The organism is Bacteroides sp. An269, from assembly GCF_002159755.1.
GTDB lineage: Bacteria > Bacteroidota > Bacteroidia > Bacteroidales > Bacteroidaceae > Phocaeicola > Phocaeicola intestinalis.
Map to the genome: position 1 here is coordinate 1 of NZ_NFJG01000099.1, position 17,476 is coordinate 17,476.

19 protein-coding genes are annotated in these 17,476 nt (G+C 46.5%); 9 read left to right on the forward strand and 10 right to left on the reverse strand.

What is annotated here, in order from left to right; genetic code table 11:
- Positions 1-166: 166 nt before the first annotated feature.
- From B5F71_RS15090 to B5F71_RS15100, 3 genes are read right to left on the reverse strand one after another with little or no spacing between them, the layout of a single operon-like run.
- On the reverse strand, positions 167-1,738 hold the full coding sequence (locus tag B5F71_RS15090) for a peptide chain release factor 3 (protein WP_022041222.1): 1,572 nt from the start codon (positions 1,736-1,738) through the stop codon (positions 167-169).
- A 21-nt stretch (positions 1,739-1,759) separates the two neighbouring features.
- A complete protein-coding gene (locus B5F71_RS15095; protein WP_022041221.1) occupies positions 1,760-2,308 on the reverse strand; it encodes a DUF4924 family protein in 549 nt (182 codons plus the stop codon).
- A 16-nt stretch (positions 2,309-2,324) separates the two neighbouring features.
- Positions 2,325-2,984 (reverse strand): LysE family transporter, encoded by a 660-nt coding sequence (locus B5F71_RS15100; RefSeq protein WP_087211866.1) that lies wholly within the window; start codon positions 2,982-2,984, stop codon positions 2,325-2,327.
- A 328-nt stretch (positions 2,985-3,312) separates the two neighbouring features.
- Between B5F71_RS15100 and B5F71_RS15110 the strand changes: the two genes are divergently transcribed.
- The 9 genes from B5F71_RS15110 (at position 3,313) to B5F71_RS15150 (ending at position 11,038) form a co-directional block, all read left to right on the forward strand.
- Entirely contained in the window at positions 3,313-3,591 is a 279-nt protein-coding gene (locus B5F71_RS15110) for a tetratricopeptide repeat protein (RefSeq protein WP_087211873.1), read from the forward strand.
- 18 nt (positions 3,592-3,609) lie between these two features.
- The gene (locus B5F71_RS15115; RefSeq protein WP_022041218.1) at positions 3,610-3,837 is read left to right on the forward strand and encodes a 4Fe-4S binding protein; all 228 of its coding nucleotides are present in this window, start codon (positions 3,610-3,612) and stop codon (positions 3,835-3,837) included.
- Between the two features lie 127 nt (positions 3,838-3,964).
- Positions 3,965-5,050 carry a 3-methyl-2-oxobutanoate dehydrogenase subunit VorB gene (locus B5F71_RS15120; RefSeq protein ID WP_022041217.1) on the forward strand — a complete coding sequence of 362 codons (1,086 nt, stop codon included), beginning with the start codon at positions 3,965-3,967 and terminating at the stop codon, positions 5,048-5,050.
- Between the two features lie 6 nt (positions 5,051-5,056).
- Positions 5,057-5,251, forward strand: coding sequence for a hypothetical protein (locus B5F71_RS15125; RefSeq protein ID WP_022041216.1), 195 nt, complete (start codon positions 5,057-5,059; stop codon positions 5,249-5,251).
- Entirely contained in the window at positions 5,248-6,015 is a 768-nt protein-coding gene (locus tag B5F71_RS15130; protein WP_022041215.1) for a thiamine pyrophosphate-dependent enzyme, read from the forward strand. The genes B5F71_RS15125 and B5F71_RS15130 overlap by 4 nt, the downstream gene beginning before the upstream one ends.
- A gap of 132 nt (positions 6,016-6,147) precedes the next feature.
- A complete protein-coding gene (locus B5F71_RS15135) occupies positions 6,148-6,693 on the forward strand; it encodes a 2-oxoacid:acceptor oxidoreductase family protein (protein WP_022041214.1) in 546 nt (181 codons plus the stop codon).
- 278 nt (positions 6,694-6,971) lie between these two features.
- Positions 6,972-9,095 (forward strand): putative porin, encoded by a 2,124-nt coding sequence (locus B5F71_RS15140; RefSeq protein ID WP_087211888.1) that lies wholly within the window; start codon positions 6,972-6,974, stop codon positions 9,093-9,095.
- A gap of 13 nt (positions 9,096-9,108) precedes the next feature.
- Complete coding sequence (locus B5F71_RS15145) at positions 9,109-9,930, forward strand: transporter substrate-binding domain-containing protein (protein WP_087211876.1); 822 nt, start codon at positions 9,109-9,111, stop codon at positions 9,928-9,930.
- 121 nt (positions 9,931-10,051) lie between these two features.
- Entirely contained in the window at positions 10,052-11,038 is a 987-nt protein-coding gene (locus B5F71_RS15150; RefSeq protein ID WP_022041211.1) for a Gfo/Idh/MocA family oxidoreductase, read from the forward strand.
- A 316-nt stretch (positions 11,039-11,354) separates the two neighbouring features.
- Here the strand turns inward: B5F71_RS15150 and serS are convergent, their stop codons facing one another.
- The 7 genes from serS to B5F71_RS15185 all read right to left on the reverse strand — a co-directional run.
- The gene (gene serS, locus B5F71_RS15155) at positions 11,355-12,629 is read right to left on the reverse strand and encodes a serine--tRNA ligase (RefSeq protein ID WP_022041210.1); all 1,275 of its coding nucleotides are present in this window, start codon (positions 12,627-12,629) and stop codon (positions 11,355-11,357) included.
- A gap of 79 nt (positions 12,630-12,708) precedes the next feature.
- Positions 12,709-13,515: a 3-deoxy-8-phosphooctulonate synthase gene (kdsA, locus tag B5F71_RS15160; RefSeq protein WP_087211879.1), complete on the reverse strand. Its 807-nt coding sequence runs from the start codon at positions 13,513-13,515 to the stop codon at positions 12,709-12,711.
- A 76-nt stretch (positions 13,516-13,591) separates the two neighbouring features.
- Positions 13,592-14,524 (reverse strand): YegS/Rv2252/BmrU family lipid kinase, encoded by a 933-nt coding sequence (locus B5F71_RS15165; protein ID WP_022041208.1) that lies wholly within the window; start codon positions 14,522-14,524, stop codon positions 13,592-13,594.
- 65 nt (positions 14,525-14,589) lie between these two features.
- Positions 14,590-15,522, reverse strand: a complete 933-nt coding sequence (gene miaA / locus B5F71_RS15170; protein WP_022041207.1) for a tRNA (adenosine(37)-N6)-dimethylallyltransferase MiaA — start codon at positions 15,520-15,522, stop codon at positions 14,590-14,592.
- Positions 15,523-15,569: 47 nt separating this feature from the next.
- Complete coding sequence (locus B5F71_RS15175) at positions 15,570-16,160, reverse strand: Crp/Fnr family transcriptional regulator (protein WP_087211882.1); 591 nt, start codon at positions 16,158-16,160, stop codon at positions 15,570-15,572.
- Positions 16,161-16,184: 24 nt separating this feature from the next.
- Positions 16,185-17,069, reverse strand: a complete 885-nt coding sequence (locus tag B5F71_RS15180; RefSeq protein ID WP_022041205.1) for a YitT family protein — start codon at positions 17,067-17,069, stop codon at positions 16,185-16,187.
- Between the two features lie 200 nt (positions 17,070-17,269).
- The coding region (locus B5F71_RS15185; RefSeq protein WP_158098114.1) for a hypothetical protein at positions 17,270-17,476 on the reverse strand (207 nt) is incomplete at its 5' end.

Genomic DNA, 17,476 nt, shown 5'->3' on the forward strand with positions numbered 1-17,476 from the left:
GTGTGCTTTGGGCGATTTTTTGGTCCTTTTCGCTCCTGTTCTTCGTCAGATAGCCCGCTATCTTCCTCATCACAGAAGCGGAAATGCCTCAAAAACTCATCCCAAATCAGCGCACGATAAATTCAAAACAGCTTCTAAATCCGTGTAATCTGTGGTGAAAAACAAATCAGAACTCGCTGGTGAAATGAAACTTGATGTGCTTGAAATCATTCTGAGCCATTTGTAGCACATATCCGCTGTCGGCAAGGAAGACATCACGCCCTTCGCGGTCTTTTGCCATATACTGGAACTTCCGTTTCTTGAATGCTTCCAGTTCGTCCATATCATCGCTTTCTATCCAGCAAGCCTTGTACAGGCTGACCGGCTCCCAACGGCACTTTGCGTTGTATTCGTTCTCCAGACGATACTGGATTACCTCGAACTGCAACTGCCCTACCGTGCCTATCAGCTTACGTCCGTTAAACTGATTGATGAACAATTGCGCCACACCTTCGTCCATCAATTGGTCAATACCCTTATTTAATTGCTTGGTCTTCATCGGGTCTGCATTTTCGATGTACTTAAACATTTCAGGCGAAAAACTGGGCAATCCCTTAAAATGCAACTGTTCGCCTTCGGTCAGCGTGTCGCCAATCTTGAACGTACCGTTATCCGGCAAACCGATAATATCGCCTGCCCACGCTTCATCTACTGTGGTCTTGCGCTGAGCCATAAACTGAGTGGGTGAAGAAAAACGCATTGTCTTGCCTTGCCGCACATGCAAATACGGCGTATTTCGTGTAAACTTACCCGAACATACCTTACAGAAAGCCACGCACGAACGATGGTTAGGGTCAATGTTTGCCGTAATCTTAAAAATGAATCCGGTAAATTTAGGCTCGTCGGGCATTACCACACGTTCCTCTGCCTGTACCGGCCGGGGACTGGGAGCAATTTCCACGAAGCAGTCCAACAATTCCTGTACGCCAAAATTATTTAATGCAGAACCGAAAAATACAGGTGCCAGTTCACCTTTCAAGTATTCATTGACATCAAATTCGGGATATACGCCTTCTATCAATTCCAAATCGTTGCGCAGTTTTTCAGCCAAAGGAGCGCCGATGTGGTTATCAAGCTCTTCGGTATGGATATCCACTTCCACCTTCTCCGTCACCACTTGCTTGGAAGGCTGGAACAGGTTCAGCTTCTTCTCATAAATGTTATATACACCCTTGAAACGCGGTCCGCTTTCGATAGGCCAGGTCAAGGGACGCACATTGATAACGAGTTCTTCTTCCAGCTCGTCCAGCAGGTCGAACGGGTCTTTAGCCTCACGGTCCATCTTGTTGACGAAAATAATCACCGGCGTGTTGCGCATACGGCACACTTCCATCAGCTTGCGTGTCTGCGTTTCCACACCTTTCGCCCCGTCCACCACGATGATTACGCTATCCACCGCCGTAAGCGTACGGTATGTATCCTCCGCAAAGTCCTGGTGACCAGGTGTATCAAGGATATTTACTTTGTAATCCCGATAATCAAACTCCATCACCGATGTAGTGACCGAAATACCACGCTGCTTCTCAATATCCATCCAATCGGAGGTAGCGGTTTTCTTAATCTTGTTCGATTTTACAGCACCTGCCACCTGAATCTGCCCTCCGAAAAGCAACAGTTTTTCCGTCAACGAAGTCTTACCGGCATCCGGATGTGCAATAATCGCAAATGTTCTTCTTCTTTCTATTTCCTGATTTGCCATATTTCTTATTTTTCTACAATATCAGTCTAAATCCAATTCCCCTTTTTTCTCCTTTATATAATAACCGGCAAGCATAGCCAGCAAATCACTGATTGCTTTCACCGCCTTCTGCGTATCTTCACTCACCTCTTTCTTTTGCAGTTTCAGCATCCATACGCCATACATGGCATCGAAGCACGTCTCCAGTTCAGGCACGTCCCTGTCCGCCCCCTTTGCCCGAAGCTCTACAATAAAAGGCAGAGCCTTGTAATAAGCTGCGCTATAGTAAGGGAATTTAGGCGAGCGAAGCAAACGCAGATGCAGGTCGGTCAGCCATACGATGATGTTCTTATTGATTTGCAAATGCCCCTTCTGCATCACGCCTTCATCGTGCATCATATTAATCAAGTCTTCATACCATTGCGTCAACTCTTGCCTTTGTGGGTCGGTCAGAGAAGGATACGTGTCGACGACATTCCGCCGTATCTGTCCGATATCGCAACCGTTGGCACGAATCAAGTCTTCCACCTGCCACATATAGAGCAAGTATTCTGCAATATTCTGTTGTTTAAGTTGTCGGGAAATATACATATTCTTATCGTATCTGTCAAGAGAAAGATTTTCCGGTAGCAGCCAGCACGAATCCCACCATCGCCGCTACAATCACCGCCACACCAATGATACGGTTCAGCATCCAGATGCCCCTCACATTAAACCGCGTGCGCACCTTGTTCACAAAATAAGTGATGCTGAACCACCAGCTTACCGCTCCCATAATAATGGCAAGATAGCCCACCAGCTGAAAGCCGATAGGGCTACCCGGCATCACGAATGAGAACCGGGCAAAGAGTCCGATGAACAGGAAGATAATCAATGGATTGGAAAAGGTGACAAAAAAGGCGGTCACAAAATTGTGCAGGTAAGTTCCTCTTTTACCCGACGAAGGCCGAAGCGCCTTCACCGGATTACTCCGGAACGTATAAATGCCGAAAGCCAGCAACATGATACTGCCCACCACTTGCAGAAAAATCTGATGCTTCAGAATAAGCTCGTCCATAAAGCTCATGCCGTATCCCGTAAGCAACGCATAGCAAATATCGCTCAGTGCCGCCCCCAGTCCTGTCACAAAGCCAAACCAGCGTCCTTTATTCAATGTACGCTGAATACAAAGAACGCCCACAGGCCCCAGCGGAGCGGAAACCACCACTCCCACTATAAACCCTTTTATCAACAAATCCAGTATCGTAACCTGTTCTATCCAATTCATAGTGCAAAGATGCTACTTTTTTGCGAGATTACCTACGATTTCGGCTGTAATTCTTTTACAACATGAAAGCCAAAGCCAAAATCCAATCTTTCCTACCCCCGTCCAGCGACCTCCCATACAACGAATATGCGCATCCATAAGGATAATATATGCAATCTTCCACACATACGTTTTCATCGGGCCACGCATATACTTCCAACGGCACATGCACTTATTTTCACCCACGCATAAAAACTCTTTCCCCACTACTCTTTCGAAAATATTTCCAGTCCACGTAGGAAATAATAAAAAATAAAGACTATCTTTGCCGGAAAGACAAATCATAACCATGACAGAAAGACTGAAAGAGATTAAAAGCAAGATTGACGATGGAGAGATTGACGCAGCCATCCAAGAACTGAACGAGCTCCTGGCCCAGCATCCGGACAATGCCGACTATGCCTACTACCTGCTGGGGAATGCGTTCCGCAAGCAAGGCGACTGGCAAGGAGCCCTGAACAATTATCAGGAAGCCATTGCCCTCAATCCCGACAGTCCGGCATCCGAAGCCCGGCGCATGGTGATGGATATCCTGGAATTTTATAACAAAGACATGTTTAATCAATAAGAATAAGGTAATTTTACTATGGCTAAGATGAAAGGTGTGGTAATCGTGAATACAGAACGCTGCAAAGGGTGCAACCTATGCGTGGTTGCCTGTCCGTTGCATGTATTGTCGCTTACCAAAAAAGTAAATCAAAAAGGATATAATTACGTACAACAGACCCTGGAAGACACCTGCAACGGTTGTTCTTCGTGCGCCATCGTATGTCCGGACGCTTGTCTGACAGTATACAGGGCAAAAGAAGCGTAAGTTTTTAAAAACAGGTAACCAGGTGACCAGGTACGAGTTGACTAGGTTTTAAATACCGTAGTAAAACAATTCCAGACCTAGTCAACTAGTACCTAAGACCTAGTCAACTATAAAAATTTAAAAAGATATGGCAGAAGAAGTAGTTTTAATGAAAGGAAACGAAGCCATCGCCCGTGCGGCCATCCGGTTCGGCGTGGACGGTTACTTCGGCTATCCTATCACTCCCCAATCGGAAGTATTGGAAACTCTCGCCGAACTAAAGCCATGGGAGACAACCGGTATGGTCGTCTTGCAGGCAGAAAGCGAAGTGGCAGCTATTAATATGGTATATGGAGGTGCCGGAAGCGGCAAGATGGTAATGACTTCCTCCTCCAGCCCGGGCGTCAGCCTGAAACAGGAAGGAATCTCTTACATTGCAGGTGCCGAACTTCCGTGCCTGATAGTAAACGTAATGCGAGGAGGACCCGGACTGGGTACCATCCAGCCCAGCCAGGCAGATTATTTCCAGACCACCAAAGGAGGCGGACACGGCGACTATCATGTCATCGCACTGGCTCCGGCATCGGTACAGGAGATGGCCGATTTCGTAGGGTTGGCATTCGAACTGGCTTTTAAATACCGGAACCCGGCCATGATTCTTGCCGACGGTGTCATCGGACAAATGATGGAGAAAGTCGTACTTCCCGAACCTCGTCCGCGCCGCACCGAAGAAGAAATCATTGCCCAATGTCCATGGGCTACCACAGGACGTAAAGGACGCAAGCCCAACATTATCACTTCGTTAGAACTTGACCCTGCGGTAATGGAACAGCGCAACCTGCACCTGCAAGCCAAATACGCAGAAATAACGGCACATGAAACCCGTTACGAAGAAATAGATTGCGAAGATGCCGAATACCTGATTGTAGCTTTCGGCTCATGTGCCCGTATCGCCCAGAAATCAATGGAGCACGCCCGCGAGGAAGGCATCAAAGTTGGCTTGTTCCGCCCCATCACCTTGTGGCCGTTCCCTGGAGAAGCCCTGAAGGAAAGAGCACGGCAAATGAAAGGCATCCTCGTCGTCGAACTGAACAGCGGACAGATGATTGAAGACGTCAAGCTGTCTGTGGAATGCCGCATTCCGGTCGAGCACTTCGGGCGCCTGGGAGGAATCGTTCCCGACCCGGATGAAGTCATCGAATCATTGAAAGAAAAACTCATCAACAACAAGTAACCGATTATGAACAAGATAAACCAGATCAGAACCGTACTGAACATTGTTTTTATGATAGGTGCAGTGGCTACTATCATCCTGTTCTTTACAGATGTCAACCAGACCGTATTTTTCTACGTATGTGCGACATCCATCATTATAAAAATGATAGAGTACGCGCTCCGATTCTCTCAACGTAATCGACAAGGAGGAAAACTATGACAAAAGAAGATATCGTAAAACCCGAAAACCTGGTTTACCAGAAACCTCGTTTATTGAACGACAACCCGATGCACTACTGCCCGGGATGCAGCCATGGAGTCGTACACAAGCTGATAGCTGAAGTCATCGACGAAATGGGCATGACTGAAAAAGCCATCGGCATCAGCCCTGTAGGATGTGCCGTCTTTATGTATAATTACCTGGACATCGACTGCCAGGAAGCCGCACACGGACGTGCACCCGCATTGGCAGGAGCCATCAAGCGCTTGTGGCCCGACCGCCTGGTATTCACATATCAAGGCGATGGCGACCTGGCATGTATCGGAACTGCCGAAAGCATTCACGCCCTGAACCGTGGTGATAACATCGCCATCATTTTTATCAACAATGCCATTTACGGTATGACAGGTGGACAAATGGCGCCTACCACTCTCGTCGGCATGAAAACCGCCACTTGCCCCTACGGACGTAATCCGGAAATCCACGGTTATCCGCTGAAGATGACCGAAATAGCAGCCACCCTGCAAGGCACTTGCTATGTCACCCGCCAGTCTGTGCACACCGTTGCAGCTATCCGCAAGGCGAAGAAAGCTATCCGCAAAGCTTTCGAAAACTCGATGCAGGGCAAAGGTTCCAGCCTGGTAGAAATCGTGTCGACCTGCAGCTCGGGCTGGAAAATGACTCCCGAAGCAGCCAACAAATGGATGGAAGAACACATGTTTCCTTTCTACCCGCTGGGCGACTTGAAAGATACGACGATTTGAGTTTTTAAGTTCTTGAGTTTTTAAGCTCTGCAATACTGACAGCATTTTATTTGCAAACTTAAGAACTATAGAACTAAAAAACTCAAGAACTTAAAGACTTAAAAACTAAAAAACTTAAAAACTCAAAACAATATGACAGAAGAAATCATTATAGCTGGATTCGGAGGCCAAGGCGTATTGTCGATGGGAAAAATCCTTGCCTACTCCGGTCTGATGGAAGGCAAAGAAGTGACCTGGATGCCTGCCTATGGCCCCGAACAACGCGGAGGAACCGCCAACGTCACGGTCATCGTGAGCGACGAACGCATATCTTCTCCGATTCTGAGCAAATACGATACCGCCATCATCTTGAACCAACCTTCTCTGGCAAAGTTCGAAAGTAAAGTGAAACCTGGCGGCGTACTGATTTACGACGGCTACGGCATAATCAATCCGCCTACCCGCAAAGATATCCACGTCTATCGCATCAACGCCATGGACGAAGCCAACGAACGGAAGATGGCAAAGACTTTCAACATGATTGTATTAGGCGGACTGCTGAAAATCCGTCCCATTGTATCCATCGCAAGTGTGGTAAAAGCCTTGTACAAGACACTTCCCGAACGTCATCACAGCCTGATTCCAATGAATGAAGAAGCTATCCACATCGGCATGGACATCATCAAGGAAATGAAGTAACCCAGATTAAGGAATTGTTTTGAATATCCGCAGCCATCCTATGTAGGGGCATATCGCATACGTCCGAATGCATCAACTAATCCACGTGAATGTTTTGGGCGTATGCGATATGCCCCTACATGGCAATCGGGTGGAATGCGGATATTCAATAAAACTTTTTGGAGAAATTCAAAATAGCTTCTTAGATGCATTTGCCCTGTTTAACAATGACGAATATCTGCAAATCTGCCCCTAAGTTATCCCTTGTTTCGTTTTTCTTTTATATCTTTGTCCCCATTATGAGGAAGATACTTTTTATAGCAATCATAGCACTGATATGCGGCAAACTGTCCGCACAGAACACGTTATCCAACCAATTCGGAAGTTCGGCATCAGGTACAGACCGAGATATGTACGACCGAAACGGGAATCCGATAGACACGACCGCCGTTAACGATGCCAGCACCATTCCCATCGGGCTGACATCGTGGAAAATTGATGCCCGTTTCGGAAACCGTACCGAAGTGCCTGTCGATACTTTGCAGCATGGCTTCCAAAACACGAACGATACAGGAGGGCCTTACGGACATTATACCTATTTGGGGAACTTGGGAGCTCCCCGTATTGCTCATGTGTTTTTCGACCGTAAAGATGCCAGCCAGTTCTTCTTTTTCGACCCTTACGATTACACTGTGTTACAACCGCAAGACGTAACATACACAAACACCAAGTCGCCCTTTGTCAACTTGACTTATTATAAACAAGGTAGCAGCCGCGACGGAGAAGAACGTTTCAAAGCCTATTTTGCCGTGAATGCCAACAAACGGCTGGGATTCGGGTTCAACATCGACTATGTGTACGGACGAGGGAAATACGCCCACCAGTCAACAGCTTTATTCAACGGAAACCTATTTGCCTACTATCTGGGTGACAAATACAATATGCATTTCAGCTTCATCAACGACAACTTGAAGGTAGCCGAAAACGGCGGTATCACCGATGATCGTTACGTCAGTGCGCCGCTGGATATGGCTGAAGGAGGACGTACATACGCCAATAGCGAAATCCCGACCAACCTGAGTGCCATATGGAACCACAACACAGGATACCATGCTTTCCTGACTCATCGGTATAACTTAGGATTCTACCGTGACAATCCGGACGAAAACGATACAACCAACACACAGGTATTCGTACCTGTCACCAGTTTCATGCACACGGTGAAAGTAGACGTGGCAAGACGCCAATATATCTCACAAGATGAAACAGAGAACACGGAATACTTTCTAAATAATTTCTTGCCCGACATAGAACGTGACAAGACAGACTATCTGGCAGTAAAGAACACGCTCGGCATATCACTGCGCGAGGGATTCAACAAATGGGCAAAAGCCGGCCTCACCGCTTTCGTCACCCACGAATTCCGCCGCTTTACGATGACCGACACCATCGCCGGAACTCCCGGACAACGTATTCCTACAGATTATACGGAAAATGTCATTTCTGTGGGAGGACAACTCATCAAAGAACAAGGCAAAATGTTCCATTATAACGTAACGGGTGAATTTGCACTGATAGGTGAAGATGCCGGAGCATTTTCAGTGGAAGGACGCGGAAACATGAACTTCCGCCTGTTCAATGATACCGTCCGTTTACAGGCAAATGCCTATATCAAGAACCAAAACCCGACATTCTACTATCGTCATTTCCACTCGAAACATTATTGGTGGGACAATAACGACCTTTCGAAAATGATGCGTACCCGCATTGAAGGACAACTCAGCATTGACCGTTGGCGTACGCAACTGAAAGCTGGTGTAGAAAACATCACCAACTATACTTATCTCGATAACCTTTCGGTAAGTGACGGACAAGGCAGTAGCGGAGACGGAACTGGCAGCAGCAACGAAAGTGGAACCACAACTCATTACCTGAACAATCTAGGAGTAGCCCAACACTCGGGGAGCATCCAGGTATTCAGCGCATCGCTCCGGCAAGATTTCAAACTGGGTATTTTTCACCTGGATAACGAAGTGACTTACCAGACTTCAAGCAACCAAGACATCCTTCCATTGCCGAAACTGGTCTTGTACCATAACCTCTACCTCAGCTTCGGGCTGGCAAAGAAGGTTTTGAAAGTAGAAATGGGTGCCGACGTGCGCTATTTCACCGAATATTATGCCCCCGACTATGCGCCGGCAATCGGTCAATTCTATCTGCAAAACAAAGACACGCGCTACAAATTAGGGAACTATCCTTTAGTGAACGGTTACATCAACCTGCACCTGAAACGCACGCGTATCTTCTTGATGATGTACAACCTGATTCAAGGACAAGGGACCCACAGTTATTTCCTGGCTCCCCACTACCCACTGAATCCGCGCCTGTTCAAAATCGGCATATCGTGGAACTTCTTTGACTAAAAACCCGTACATTATGCAGAAAGGCAAACCCTTCATCCGATACAGCATTGTGGCAATAGTTATTGTTGCAGGATTTATTGTGTTCGGCACACAGAAAGAAAATAGTCCTGCCTATTCCCCTCGCGACTATGCCGAAATTGTTCAATCGGGCGTGTTGCGTGCAGTGACCGAATACAACGCTATCAGCTACCACATAAACAGAGACACGCTGCAAGGATTCGATTATGAACTGCTGAATGCTTTTGCCTCTGACAAACACCTGAAACTGGAAATAACTCCAGAAATGAGCTTTGAGAAACGACTTGCAGGTGTCACTAAAGGAAAATACGATCTTCTGGCGACAGGAACCGTTATCACATCCCAATCGAAAGACACATTGCTCTTTACCCGTCCGTTGACGTTAAGCAAACAAGTGCTGGTACAGCGAAAACCCGAAAACAAACAAGACAGCACTTATATCCGCAGCCAGCTCGACCTGGCACACAAACAATTGCATGTCATCAAAGGTTCTCCGGCATTGCTCCGGCTCCACAACCTTATCAGTGAAATAGCCGATACCATCTACATCCAGGAAGTGGAACAATACGGACCTGAACAGCTTCTTGCCATGGTGGCAGGAAAAGACATCGACTATGCCGTATGCGATGAAAGCATCGCCCGCTCTTTGCAGGAACGCTTCCCAAACCTTGACATCAATACAGCTATCAGTTTCACGCAATTTTATGCCTGGGGCGTAAACAAGCATTCGCCTGCCTTGCTGGATACCCTCAACCATTGGCTTGAACGGTACAGCAAAACCGCCTCTTACAAGAAACTGTACAACAAATACTTTTAATGACATCTCATCACAGAAGAAGAAGATACACAGATACTTTAGAGCCTGTTTTAATTCTCTCCATGTGATATACAAATATAGACCAATTAATAAGTTAACTGAAAAACAAAACTTGAAAACTATGCAATTAGACAAGGTAAACTGGGGATTCATCGGTTGTGGCGAAGTGACCGAAAAAAAGAGTGGTCCCGCTTTCAATATGATAGACGGTTCACGTGTTGTTGCCGTCATGAGCCGCGATGAAGAAAAAGTAAAATCGTATGCACACCGACACAACATTCCTCGCTGGTATACTGATGCGCAAGAACTGATAGGTGACGAGGATGTAAACGCCATTTACATCGCCACGCCTCCCTCTTCACATGCCACCTTTGCCATTATGGCCATGAAGGCAGGAAAACCTGTATACATTGAAAAACCTATGGCAGCCACCTACGAAGACTGTGCACGTATCAACCGCATCTCACAAGAAACAGGTGTACCTTGCTTTGTAGCCTATTATCGCCGCTATTTACCCTATTTCCAAAAGGTTCGTCAACTGGTAGAAGAAGGCAAGATAGGAAATGTCATCAATGTACAAATACGTTTTGCACAGCCTCCACGCGACTTGGATTATAACAGCACCAACCTGCCATGGCGTGTACAGCCCGACATTGCCGGAGGAGGTTATTTCTATGATCTGGCTCCCCACCAGCTGGATTTACTGCAGGAAATGTTCGGATGCATCCTGGAAGCAGAAGGATATAAGAGCAACCGTGGCGGACTATACCAGGCAGAAGACACCATCAGTGCTTGCTTTAAGTTCGAATCCGGATTGCCTGGTTCCGGCTCGTGGTGTTTTGTTGCTCACGAATCGGCAAAAGAAGACCGCATTGAAATTATTGGTGACAAAGGAATGATTTGCTTCTCTGTCTTTACCTACGAGCCTATCGGCTTACATACGGAACATGGACGTGAGGAAATCCTTCCACAAAATCCGTCCTATGTGCAGCTTCCGCTAATCAAAGCCGTAGTGGAGCATCTGCAAGGAAAAGCCATCTGTACATGCGACGGCATAAGCGCCACTCCCACCAACTGGGTAATGGACCGCATCCTGAACAAACTGTAAGAAAACGAATAATTGAAAAGCTCTGAAAAAAACACAGAAACACAAAGACACGAAAACAATCTGATAGATTAAACTCCGTGTCTTAGGGTTTCTGTGTTCAAAGGAAAATCAAATATACTTTTTAGAAGCTGTTTTGAATTTATCGTGCGATGATTTGGGATGAGTTTTTGAGGCATTTTCGCTTCTGTGATAAGGAAGATAGCGGGCTATCTGACGAAGAACAGGAGCGGAAAGGACCAAAAAATCGCCCAAAGCACACACGAAAACGGATACATCAAGCCAAGAAAAACTTTTTGGAGAAATTCAAAACAGCTTCTTACTTAATCATATCGAATCCGCAATACGGAACCAATGCTTTCGGAATACGGATACCTTCCGGCGTCTGGTTGTTTTCGAGCAGGGCTGCCACAATACGCGGCAAGGCAAGTGCCGAACCATTCAGCGTGTGACAAAGCTCTGTCTTCTTATTGGCAGTACGATAACGGCACTTCAAACGGTTTGCCTGATACGTATCAAAATTGGATACCGAGCTTACTTCCAGCCAACGTTTCTGAGCTTCCGAGTAAACTTCGAAATCGTAACAGATAGCAGCAGTAAAGCTGATGTCACCTCCGCACAAACGCAGAATACGATAAGGTAATTCCAGTTTCTTCAGCAAACCTTCTACGTGATCGAGCATCTCCTGATGCGACTGGCGGGAATGTTCGGGGGTATCAATGCGCACCAGTTCTACTTTTGAAAACTCGTGCAAACGGTTTAGGCCACGCACATCTTTGCCATATGAACCTGCTTCACGACGGAAACATTCGGTATAAGCACAATTCTTGATGGGTAACTGCTTTTCATCAAGTATCACGTCGCGGTAAATGTTTGTGACGGGAACTTCTGCTGTCGGAATCAGGTACAAATCATCCAAGTTGCAATGATACATCTGCCCTTCTTTATCAGGCAACTGTCCCGTTCCGTAACCCGAAGCAGCATTTACCACCGTAGGAGGCATTATTTCTTCATAACCAGCGGCACGAGCTTCATCGAGAAAGAAATTGATGAGCGCACGTTGTAAGCGTGCCCCCTGTCCCCGATAGACCGGGAAGCCGGCTCCTGTTATCTTCACACCCAAATCAAAATCAATCAGGTTGTATTTTTTTGCCAACTCCCAATGAGGCAGTGCGTCTTTCGGAAGTTCGGTTTCCATGCCTCCCATTTTCACTACCAGATTATCTTCGGCACCAGCACCTTCGGGCACTTCCTCGTAAGGCACATTGGGAATGGTATACAGCAAATTCTGCATGTCTTCAGCAGCCTGATCCATTTCTGCCTGCAAAGCCTTGCTTGTTTCCTTGATTTCTGACACACGTGCCTTGGCTGTTTCGGCTTCTTCTTTCTTCCCTTCTTTCATCAACTGTCCGATGGTTTTCGATGTAGCATTTACTTCTGCCAGATTCTTATCCAATTGAGCTTGTGCATTACGACGCTTGCTGTTCAGTTCGAGCACTTGGGCAATGGTTTCTTTTGCATTTGCGAAATGCTTTTTCTCCAATCCACGGATTACCTTGTCGGTATCCTCTGTAATTTGTTTAATTGTAAGCATATCTTTAGTCTTTTAATAATCGTAGATCTTGTTTTCGTGATGCAAAGATATTCTTTTATTGAAACATAAACAATGATTCTTACAAGATACTTTGACGGATGCGCACCAGTTTTTCGAGTAAACCCTCCAGCAAATCGAGCTTCAGCATGTTTGCCCCATCACTTTTAGCCACCGAAGGGTCTTCGTGCGTCTCCATAAACAAACCATCCACACCTACCGCCACTCCGGCTTTGGCTATGGTTTCTATCAGCTGGGGCATACCTCCCGTCACGCCCGAAGCCTGATTGGGCTGCTGGAGCGAATGGGTCACATCCAGTATGACCGGATGCCCGAAAGCCTGCATTTCGGGAATCCCCCGATAATCGACAATCAAGTCATGATAACCAAATGTGACTCCCCTTTCAGTCAGCATCACTTGCGGATTTCCAGCTTCCACTACCTTATCGGCTGCAAAACGCATCGCAGCGGGAGAAAGGAACTGTCCTTTTTTAATATTAACTATCTTGCCCGTCCGGGCAGCCGCTACCAGCAAATCGGTCTGACGACACAAAAACGCAGGTATTTGCAATACATCCACGTATTCGGCAGCCATGCCGGCTTCTTCAGCCGCATGAATATCGGTCACTACCGGCACACCAAAGGTACTTCTTACTTTTGCCAAGACCTTTAATGCTTTTTCATCGCCGATGCCAGTAAACGAATCCAGACGCGAACGGTTCGCTTTACGATAAGAACCCTTGAACACATAAGGTATATGCAAACGGTCGGTTATTTTTACCACACGCTCAGCTATGCGCAACGCCATATCCTCGCCTTCAATTACACACGGTCCCGCCAACAGAAAAAAATTATCCGAACGGACCAGGTCATCTATTGTCTGTATCATTGTATATTATCTATTGTTAAATATGTGTGCAAAATTAAGTTCTTTTCAATATACACCAACTATTATGTACAGCCACTTATTCCGGAATTATCAGTGTCAATGCTTCGGGAGCAATGGTTATTTCGATAGGGAAATGACGGTCGAACCAAACACGCCCGTCCAGACTGATTTCGGCATTTTGCGCCCGAAGGATTTTCACCTGTCGTGTACGGTAAGGCTTCACAGTCTTGTGATTCAAAAGCCTTCCCTGCTGCAACATCCACAAGCCCGACACCAACTGACGCAATTCCGGGCGATATATCAGTGATACGTCCAGCCATCCATTATAAGGCACAGCACTAGGTGTCAATCCATATCCCCGTGCACTTCCTATCGCCACAGCCATCAGACGTCCACGAATATGTTCATCGTTTACTTTCAGATGCATCCGGTACAGCTTACGCTCAAAAGCCACCAAAAACAATGAAGAGAGATACGAGAACAAAGGAATCCCCCAGAACCGGCGTGTCTCATTGGTGATGATAACGATACGCGCCCCCAACCCGATATATACTGCATTCAGGAAATAACGCTTCACATGCGTCTGCCCGTCGTAATAACCAAACACACCTACATCTACCTTCCGCAACCGACGGTTGATAAGTACATCGACCGCCCCCCGATAATCATCCGAATCCAATCCCCAATACTTGGCAAAGTCATTCCCTATGCCATTGGGAATAATGCCCAAGGCAATGTCATGTCTGTCCTCGGCATCAGACAGCATAATGCCATTTACCGCATCATTCAATGCTCCGTCACCACCTACCACAACAATGGTGCGATAACCGTTATTAGCCAAGGTGCGCGCCAAACGCTCCACCGACCCAAATCCCTCCGACTGCACATAGTCGAATTGTACGTTCCGGCTCTCCATGTAATCGCGAATTGCTTTCCACCGCTTCTGTGCTTTCCGGCTTCCGGCTTTCGGATTGTATATTACGCCCCAGCGGGTAGGTTCTACTGCCATAATCCTTTATTTATTGATTTGTATAAATGTCCACAATTTGCCAAATTTTCTACCTTACCGGTATCTCACGGATATTCGGTTTGATTCGTATCAAGCAATCTCATTATTTCCTCCACTTTCTCTTCCAGCGGACGCGTAGCATCTATCCAATGAATGGTAAACCCGCGCCGCTCCATCCCCCGGAACCACGTCATCTGCCGTTTAGCAAACTGATGGATAGCTATCTCCAACTGACGGAACATCTCATCGTAAGTCAAGGCTCCCGTTACATACAGGGTAAGGTATTTGTACTCCAGTCCATAATAGAGCAGGTCTTCCGGAGCAATGCCTTCTTCCAGCAACCGCCGTACTTCGTCCACCATTCCTTCGTCCAAACGCTGTCGCAACCGGTATGTAATCTTTTTACGACGCAAATCACGGTCGATATCCACCCCGATAATCAGACTATGGATTTCCGGAAAATCCCGGGCATCGACAGGTTGCGTGCGGTAATACTCTTCTATTTCGATGGCACGAATGGCACGTTTCACCGTATCTACATCGGTAGAATTATGCAAAGTCTTATACGTCGAAAGGAGAACCGTCAACTCTTCCAATGATTTACCGGCAAGTCTTTCACGCAATGCCGGATTTTCAGGTACAGGAAGCAACTTGTATCCTTTTAATACAGACTCCAGATACATGCCTGTTCCACCGCACAAGACGGGAAGCTTTCCCCGCGAACGGATATCCTCGTATGCCTGCAGGAAATCGTGCTGAAACTCGAAAACGTTATATTTCGTTCCAGGTTCTGCAATATCTATCAAGTGATAAGGTATCCGGTGTCCGTCTACGACATAGTCAGCAAGGTCTTTTCCGGTCCCCAAATCCATCCTGCGATACACCTGACGGCTGTCACCGCTGATGATTTCCGTATGAAGACGATGGGCCAAAGCCGCTGCAAGCGGTGTTTTTCCCGATGCGGTAGGACCTAATATGGTAATCAAGTCATATGTCATAAATATCCAGTTCTTTACAGACCCATAAATCACTTATCACGCACATCTCAACTGTTCAGGCTTGCCGAACGTACACGGCTCAAGGTTTCCGGAGTCATCTGGAGCAGCGAAGCGATGTAGACCAATGGTGCCCGCTTCAGGATTTCCGGATGCAGCTGGAACAGTTTGTTATAACGTTCATGAGCAGACTCGAAACGCAACGTGTCGGCCTTCACCTGCGATTCTATCAACGAATTCTCTAAAATCTTCCGATACAGCACCCCGATATCCGCATATTCTATTGATAAACGGTCGATGCCTGCCTTGTCTATCTCCCACAGCACCGTCGGTTCCAAAGCTTCTATCATCAGACGGGTAGGCTCCTGACGGAAATAGCTTTCCAGACAAACCACCTCCCCTTTCTCGTATGCAATATGTTCGGTCATATCCTTCCCATACTTGAAATAGAACTGGCGCAGCATACCTTTCTCGATGTAACGCACACAAGTACATACTTCGCCTTCATTCAGCACCATTTCACCTTTCTTGTATTTCCTGCCGACCAAAATATCAGCCAATGCGTGAACACTTTCCTTAGCAAGCACCACATTGTGATCGCCCGCCATCTGCCGCGCTATTTCAATACTCGTTGTCGTCATAGATATTTCGATTAAAAAAGTTTTTCATTTTACTTTGATCCGGTCGAATCCTTCTCCAAAGACACCAATCACCGCACTCTGCGAAACGAATGCATGAGGGTCAATATCCTTTATCAGGCGGAAAATGGTATTCGACTCCCGTTTTTTTGCCAAGACAAACATCAGTTTTACACCATTGTTCGTATAGCAGCCTACACCATCGATAAATGTCACCCCCCGATGCAGGTCTTTATTGATGCGGTGTCCGATTTCTTCGTATTTATTGGATATGATGAAAAACTGGACCGACTGGCGTGCACTGTTCACCACCTGGTCAATGACAAAACTGGTGATAAACAAGACTACGTAACCATAAACCACCCGCTCCCAATCATGCAACACCAGATAACTGGAAGAAATGATAATGACATCACACATCAGAATCACCCTCCCCAGCGAGATGTCGCGATATTTGTTCACAATGGCCGCAATGATGTCTGTGCCGCCTGTACTTCCGTTTGCAGAAAATGCCAGGCCGATTCCACCGCCACAAAACGAAGCTCCCAGCACGCAAGCCATAAACGGCTCATCATGTATCAGTCCTCCCTGAACCAGCTTCTGGATAACAGCCAGAAAGACCGTCAATACAATTACCGCCCAAATGGTCTTTATGCAAAACTTCAACCCGAGAATCTTCAATGCCAGCAACAGCAAAAATCCGTTGATAGCCAAATACGTATATTGTACGGGGAAACCTGTTGCCCAGTAAATAATAGAAGCAATACCCGGCACAGCTCCCGAAGGCAAGTTGTTGGGCAACAAAAACACCGTCCACCCTATCCCGTACATCATCATGCCCAAGGCTATCAGCAAATAATCTTTCGCCTCCCGCCATACGGGATTGGCTTTCAAAGTTCCAGTCAAATTCATGTCCGTTTCTAATTAGCTTTAATTTTCGGAATACAAAAGTATAAAAAACTCCGGAATAATCGTACAAAACCCACAGAATAAGTAAAGAAAACCCAAGAAAGCCTGCCAGTGCCGCCATGCCTGTACAAAACTATATGCGGTATAGATTTATGCATTTTCTCACCACAGAGGCACAGAGGCACACAGAATCTCTTAATTTTTCATAAATTCTGCATCTTGCCAATTAACTTGTAGGGGCAGGGTTTGCCTGCCCGAATACACAATTCCATACCACGCAAAATATAAGAAGCTGTTTTGTATTTCTCCAAAAAGTTTTTCTTGGCTTGATGTATCCGTTTTCGTGTGTGCTTTGGGCGATTTTTTGGTCCTTTTCGCTCCTGTTCTTCGTCAGATAGCCCGCTATCTTC

What these genes read in the sequence shown, in the direction of transcription:
- B5F71_RS15090 (WP_022041222.1), bottom strand. Translation starts at nt 1,738, where the DNA reads ATGGCAAATCAGGAAATAGAAAGAAGAAGAACATTTGCGATTATTGCA.
- B5F71_RS15095 (WP_022041221.1), bottom strand. Translation starts at nt 2,308, where the DNA reads ATGTATATTTCCCGACAACTTAAACAACAGAATATTGCAGAATACTTG.
- B5F71_RS15100 (WP_087211866.1), bottom strand. Translation starts at nt 2,984, where the DNA reads ATGAATTGGATAGAACAGGTTACGATACTGGATTTGTTGATAAAAGGG.
- B5F71_RS15110 (WP_087211873.1), top strand. Translation starts at nt 3,313, where the DNA reads ATGACAGAAAGACTGAAAGAGATTAAAAGCAAGATTGACGATGGAGAG.
- B5F71_RS15115 (WP_022041218.1), top strand. Translation starts at nt 3,610, where the DNA reads ATGGCTAAGATGAAAGGTGTGGTAATCGTGAATACAGAACGCTGCAAA.
- B5F71_RS15120 (WP_022041217.1), top strand. Translation starts at nt 3,965, where the DNA reads ATGGCAGAAGAAGTAGTTTTAATGAAAGGAAACGAAGCCATCGCCCGT.
- B5F71_RS15125 (WP_022041216.1), top strand. Translation starts at nt 5,057, where the DNA reads ATGAACAAGATAAACCAGATCAGAACCGTACTGAACATTGTTTTTATG.
- B5F71_RS15130 (WP_022041215.1), top strand. Translation starts at nt 5,248, where the DNA reads ATGACAAAAGAAGATATCGTAAAACCCGAAAACCTGGTTTACCAGAAA.
- B5F71_RS15135 (WP_022041214.1), top strand. Translation starts at nt 6,148, where the DNA reads ATGACAGAAGAAATCATTATAGCTGGATTCGGAGGCCAAGGCGTATTG.
- B5F71_RS15140 (WP_087211888.1), top strand. Translation starts at nt 6,972, where the DNA reads ATGAGGAAGATACTTTTTATAGCAATCATAGCACTGATATGCGGCAAA.
- B5F71_RS15145 (WP_087211876.1), top strand. Translation starts at nt 9,109, where the DNA reads ATGCAGAAAGGCAAACCCTTCATCCGATACAGCATTGTGGCAATAGTT.
- B5F71_RS15150 (WP_022041211.1), top strand. Translation starts at nt 10,052, where the DNA reads ATGCAATTAGACAAGGTAAACTGGGGATTCATCGGTTGTGGCGAAGTG.
- serS (WP_022041210.1), bottom strand. Translation starts at nt 12,629, where the DNA reads ATGCTTACAATTAAACAAATTACAGAGGATACCGACAAGGTAATCCGT.
- kdsA (WP_087211879.1), bottom strand. Translation starts at nt 13,515, where the DNA reads ATGATACAGACAATAGATGACCTGGTCCGTTCGGATAATTTTTTTCTG.
- B5F71_RS15165 (WP_022041208.1), bottom strand. Translation starts at nt 14,524, where the DNA reads ATGGCAGTAGAACCTACCCGCTGGGGCGTAATATACAATCCGAAAGCC.
- miaA (WP_022041207.1), bottom strand. Translation starts at nt 15,522, where the DNA reads ATGACATATGACTTGATTACCATATTAGGTCCTACCGCATCGGGAAAA.
- B5F71_RS15175 (WP_087211882.1), bottom strand. Translation starts at nt 16,160, where the DNA reads ATGACGACAACGAGTATTGAAATAGCGCGGCAGATGGCGGGCGATCAC.
- B5F71_RS15180 (WP_022041205.1), bottom strand. Translation starts at nt 17,069, where the DNA reads ATGAATTTGACTGGAACTTTGAAAGCCAATCCCGTATGGCGGGAGGCG.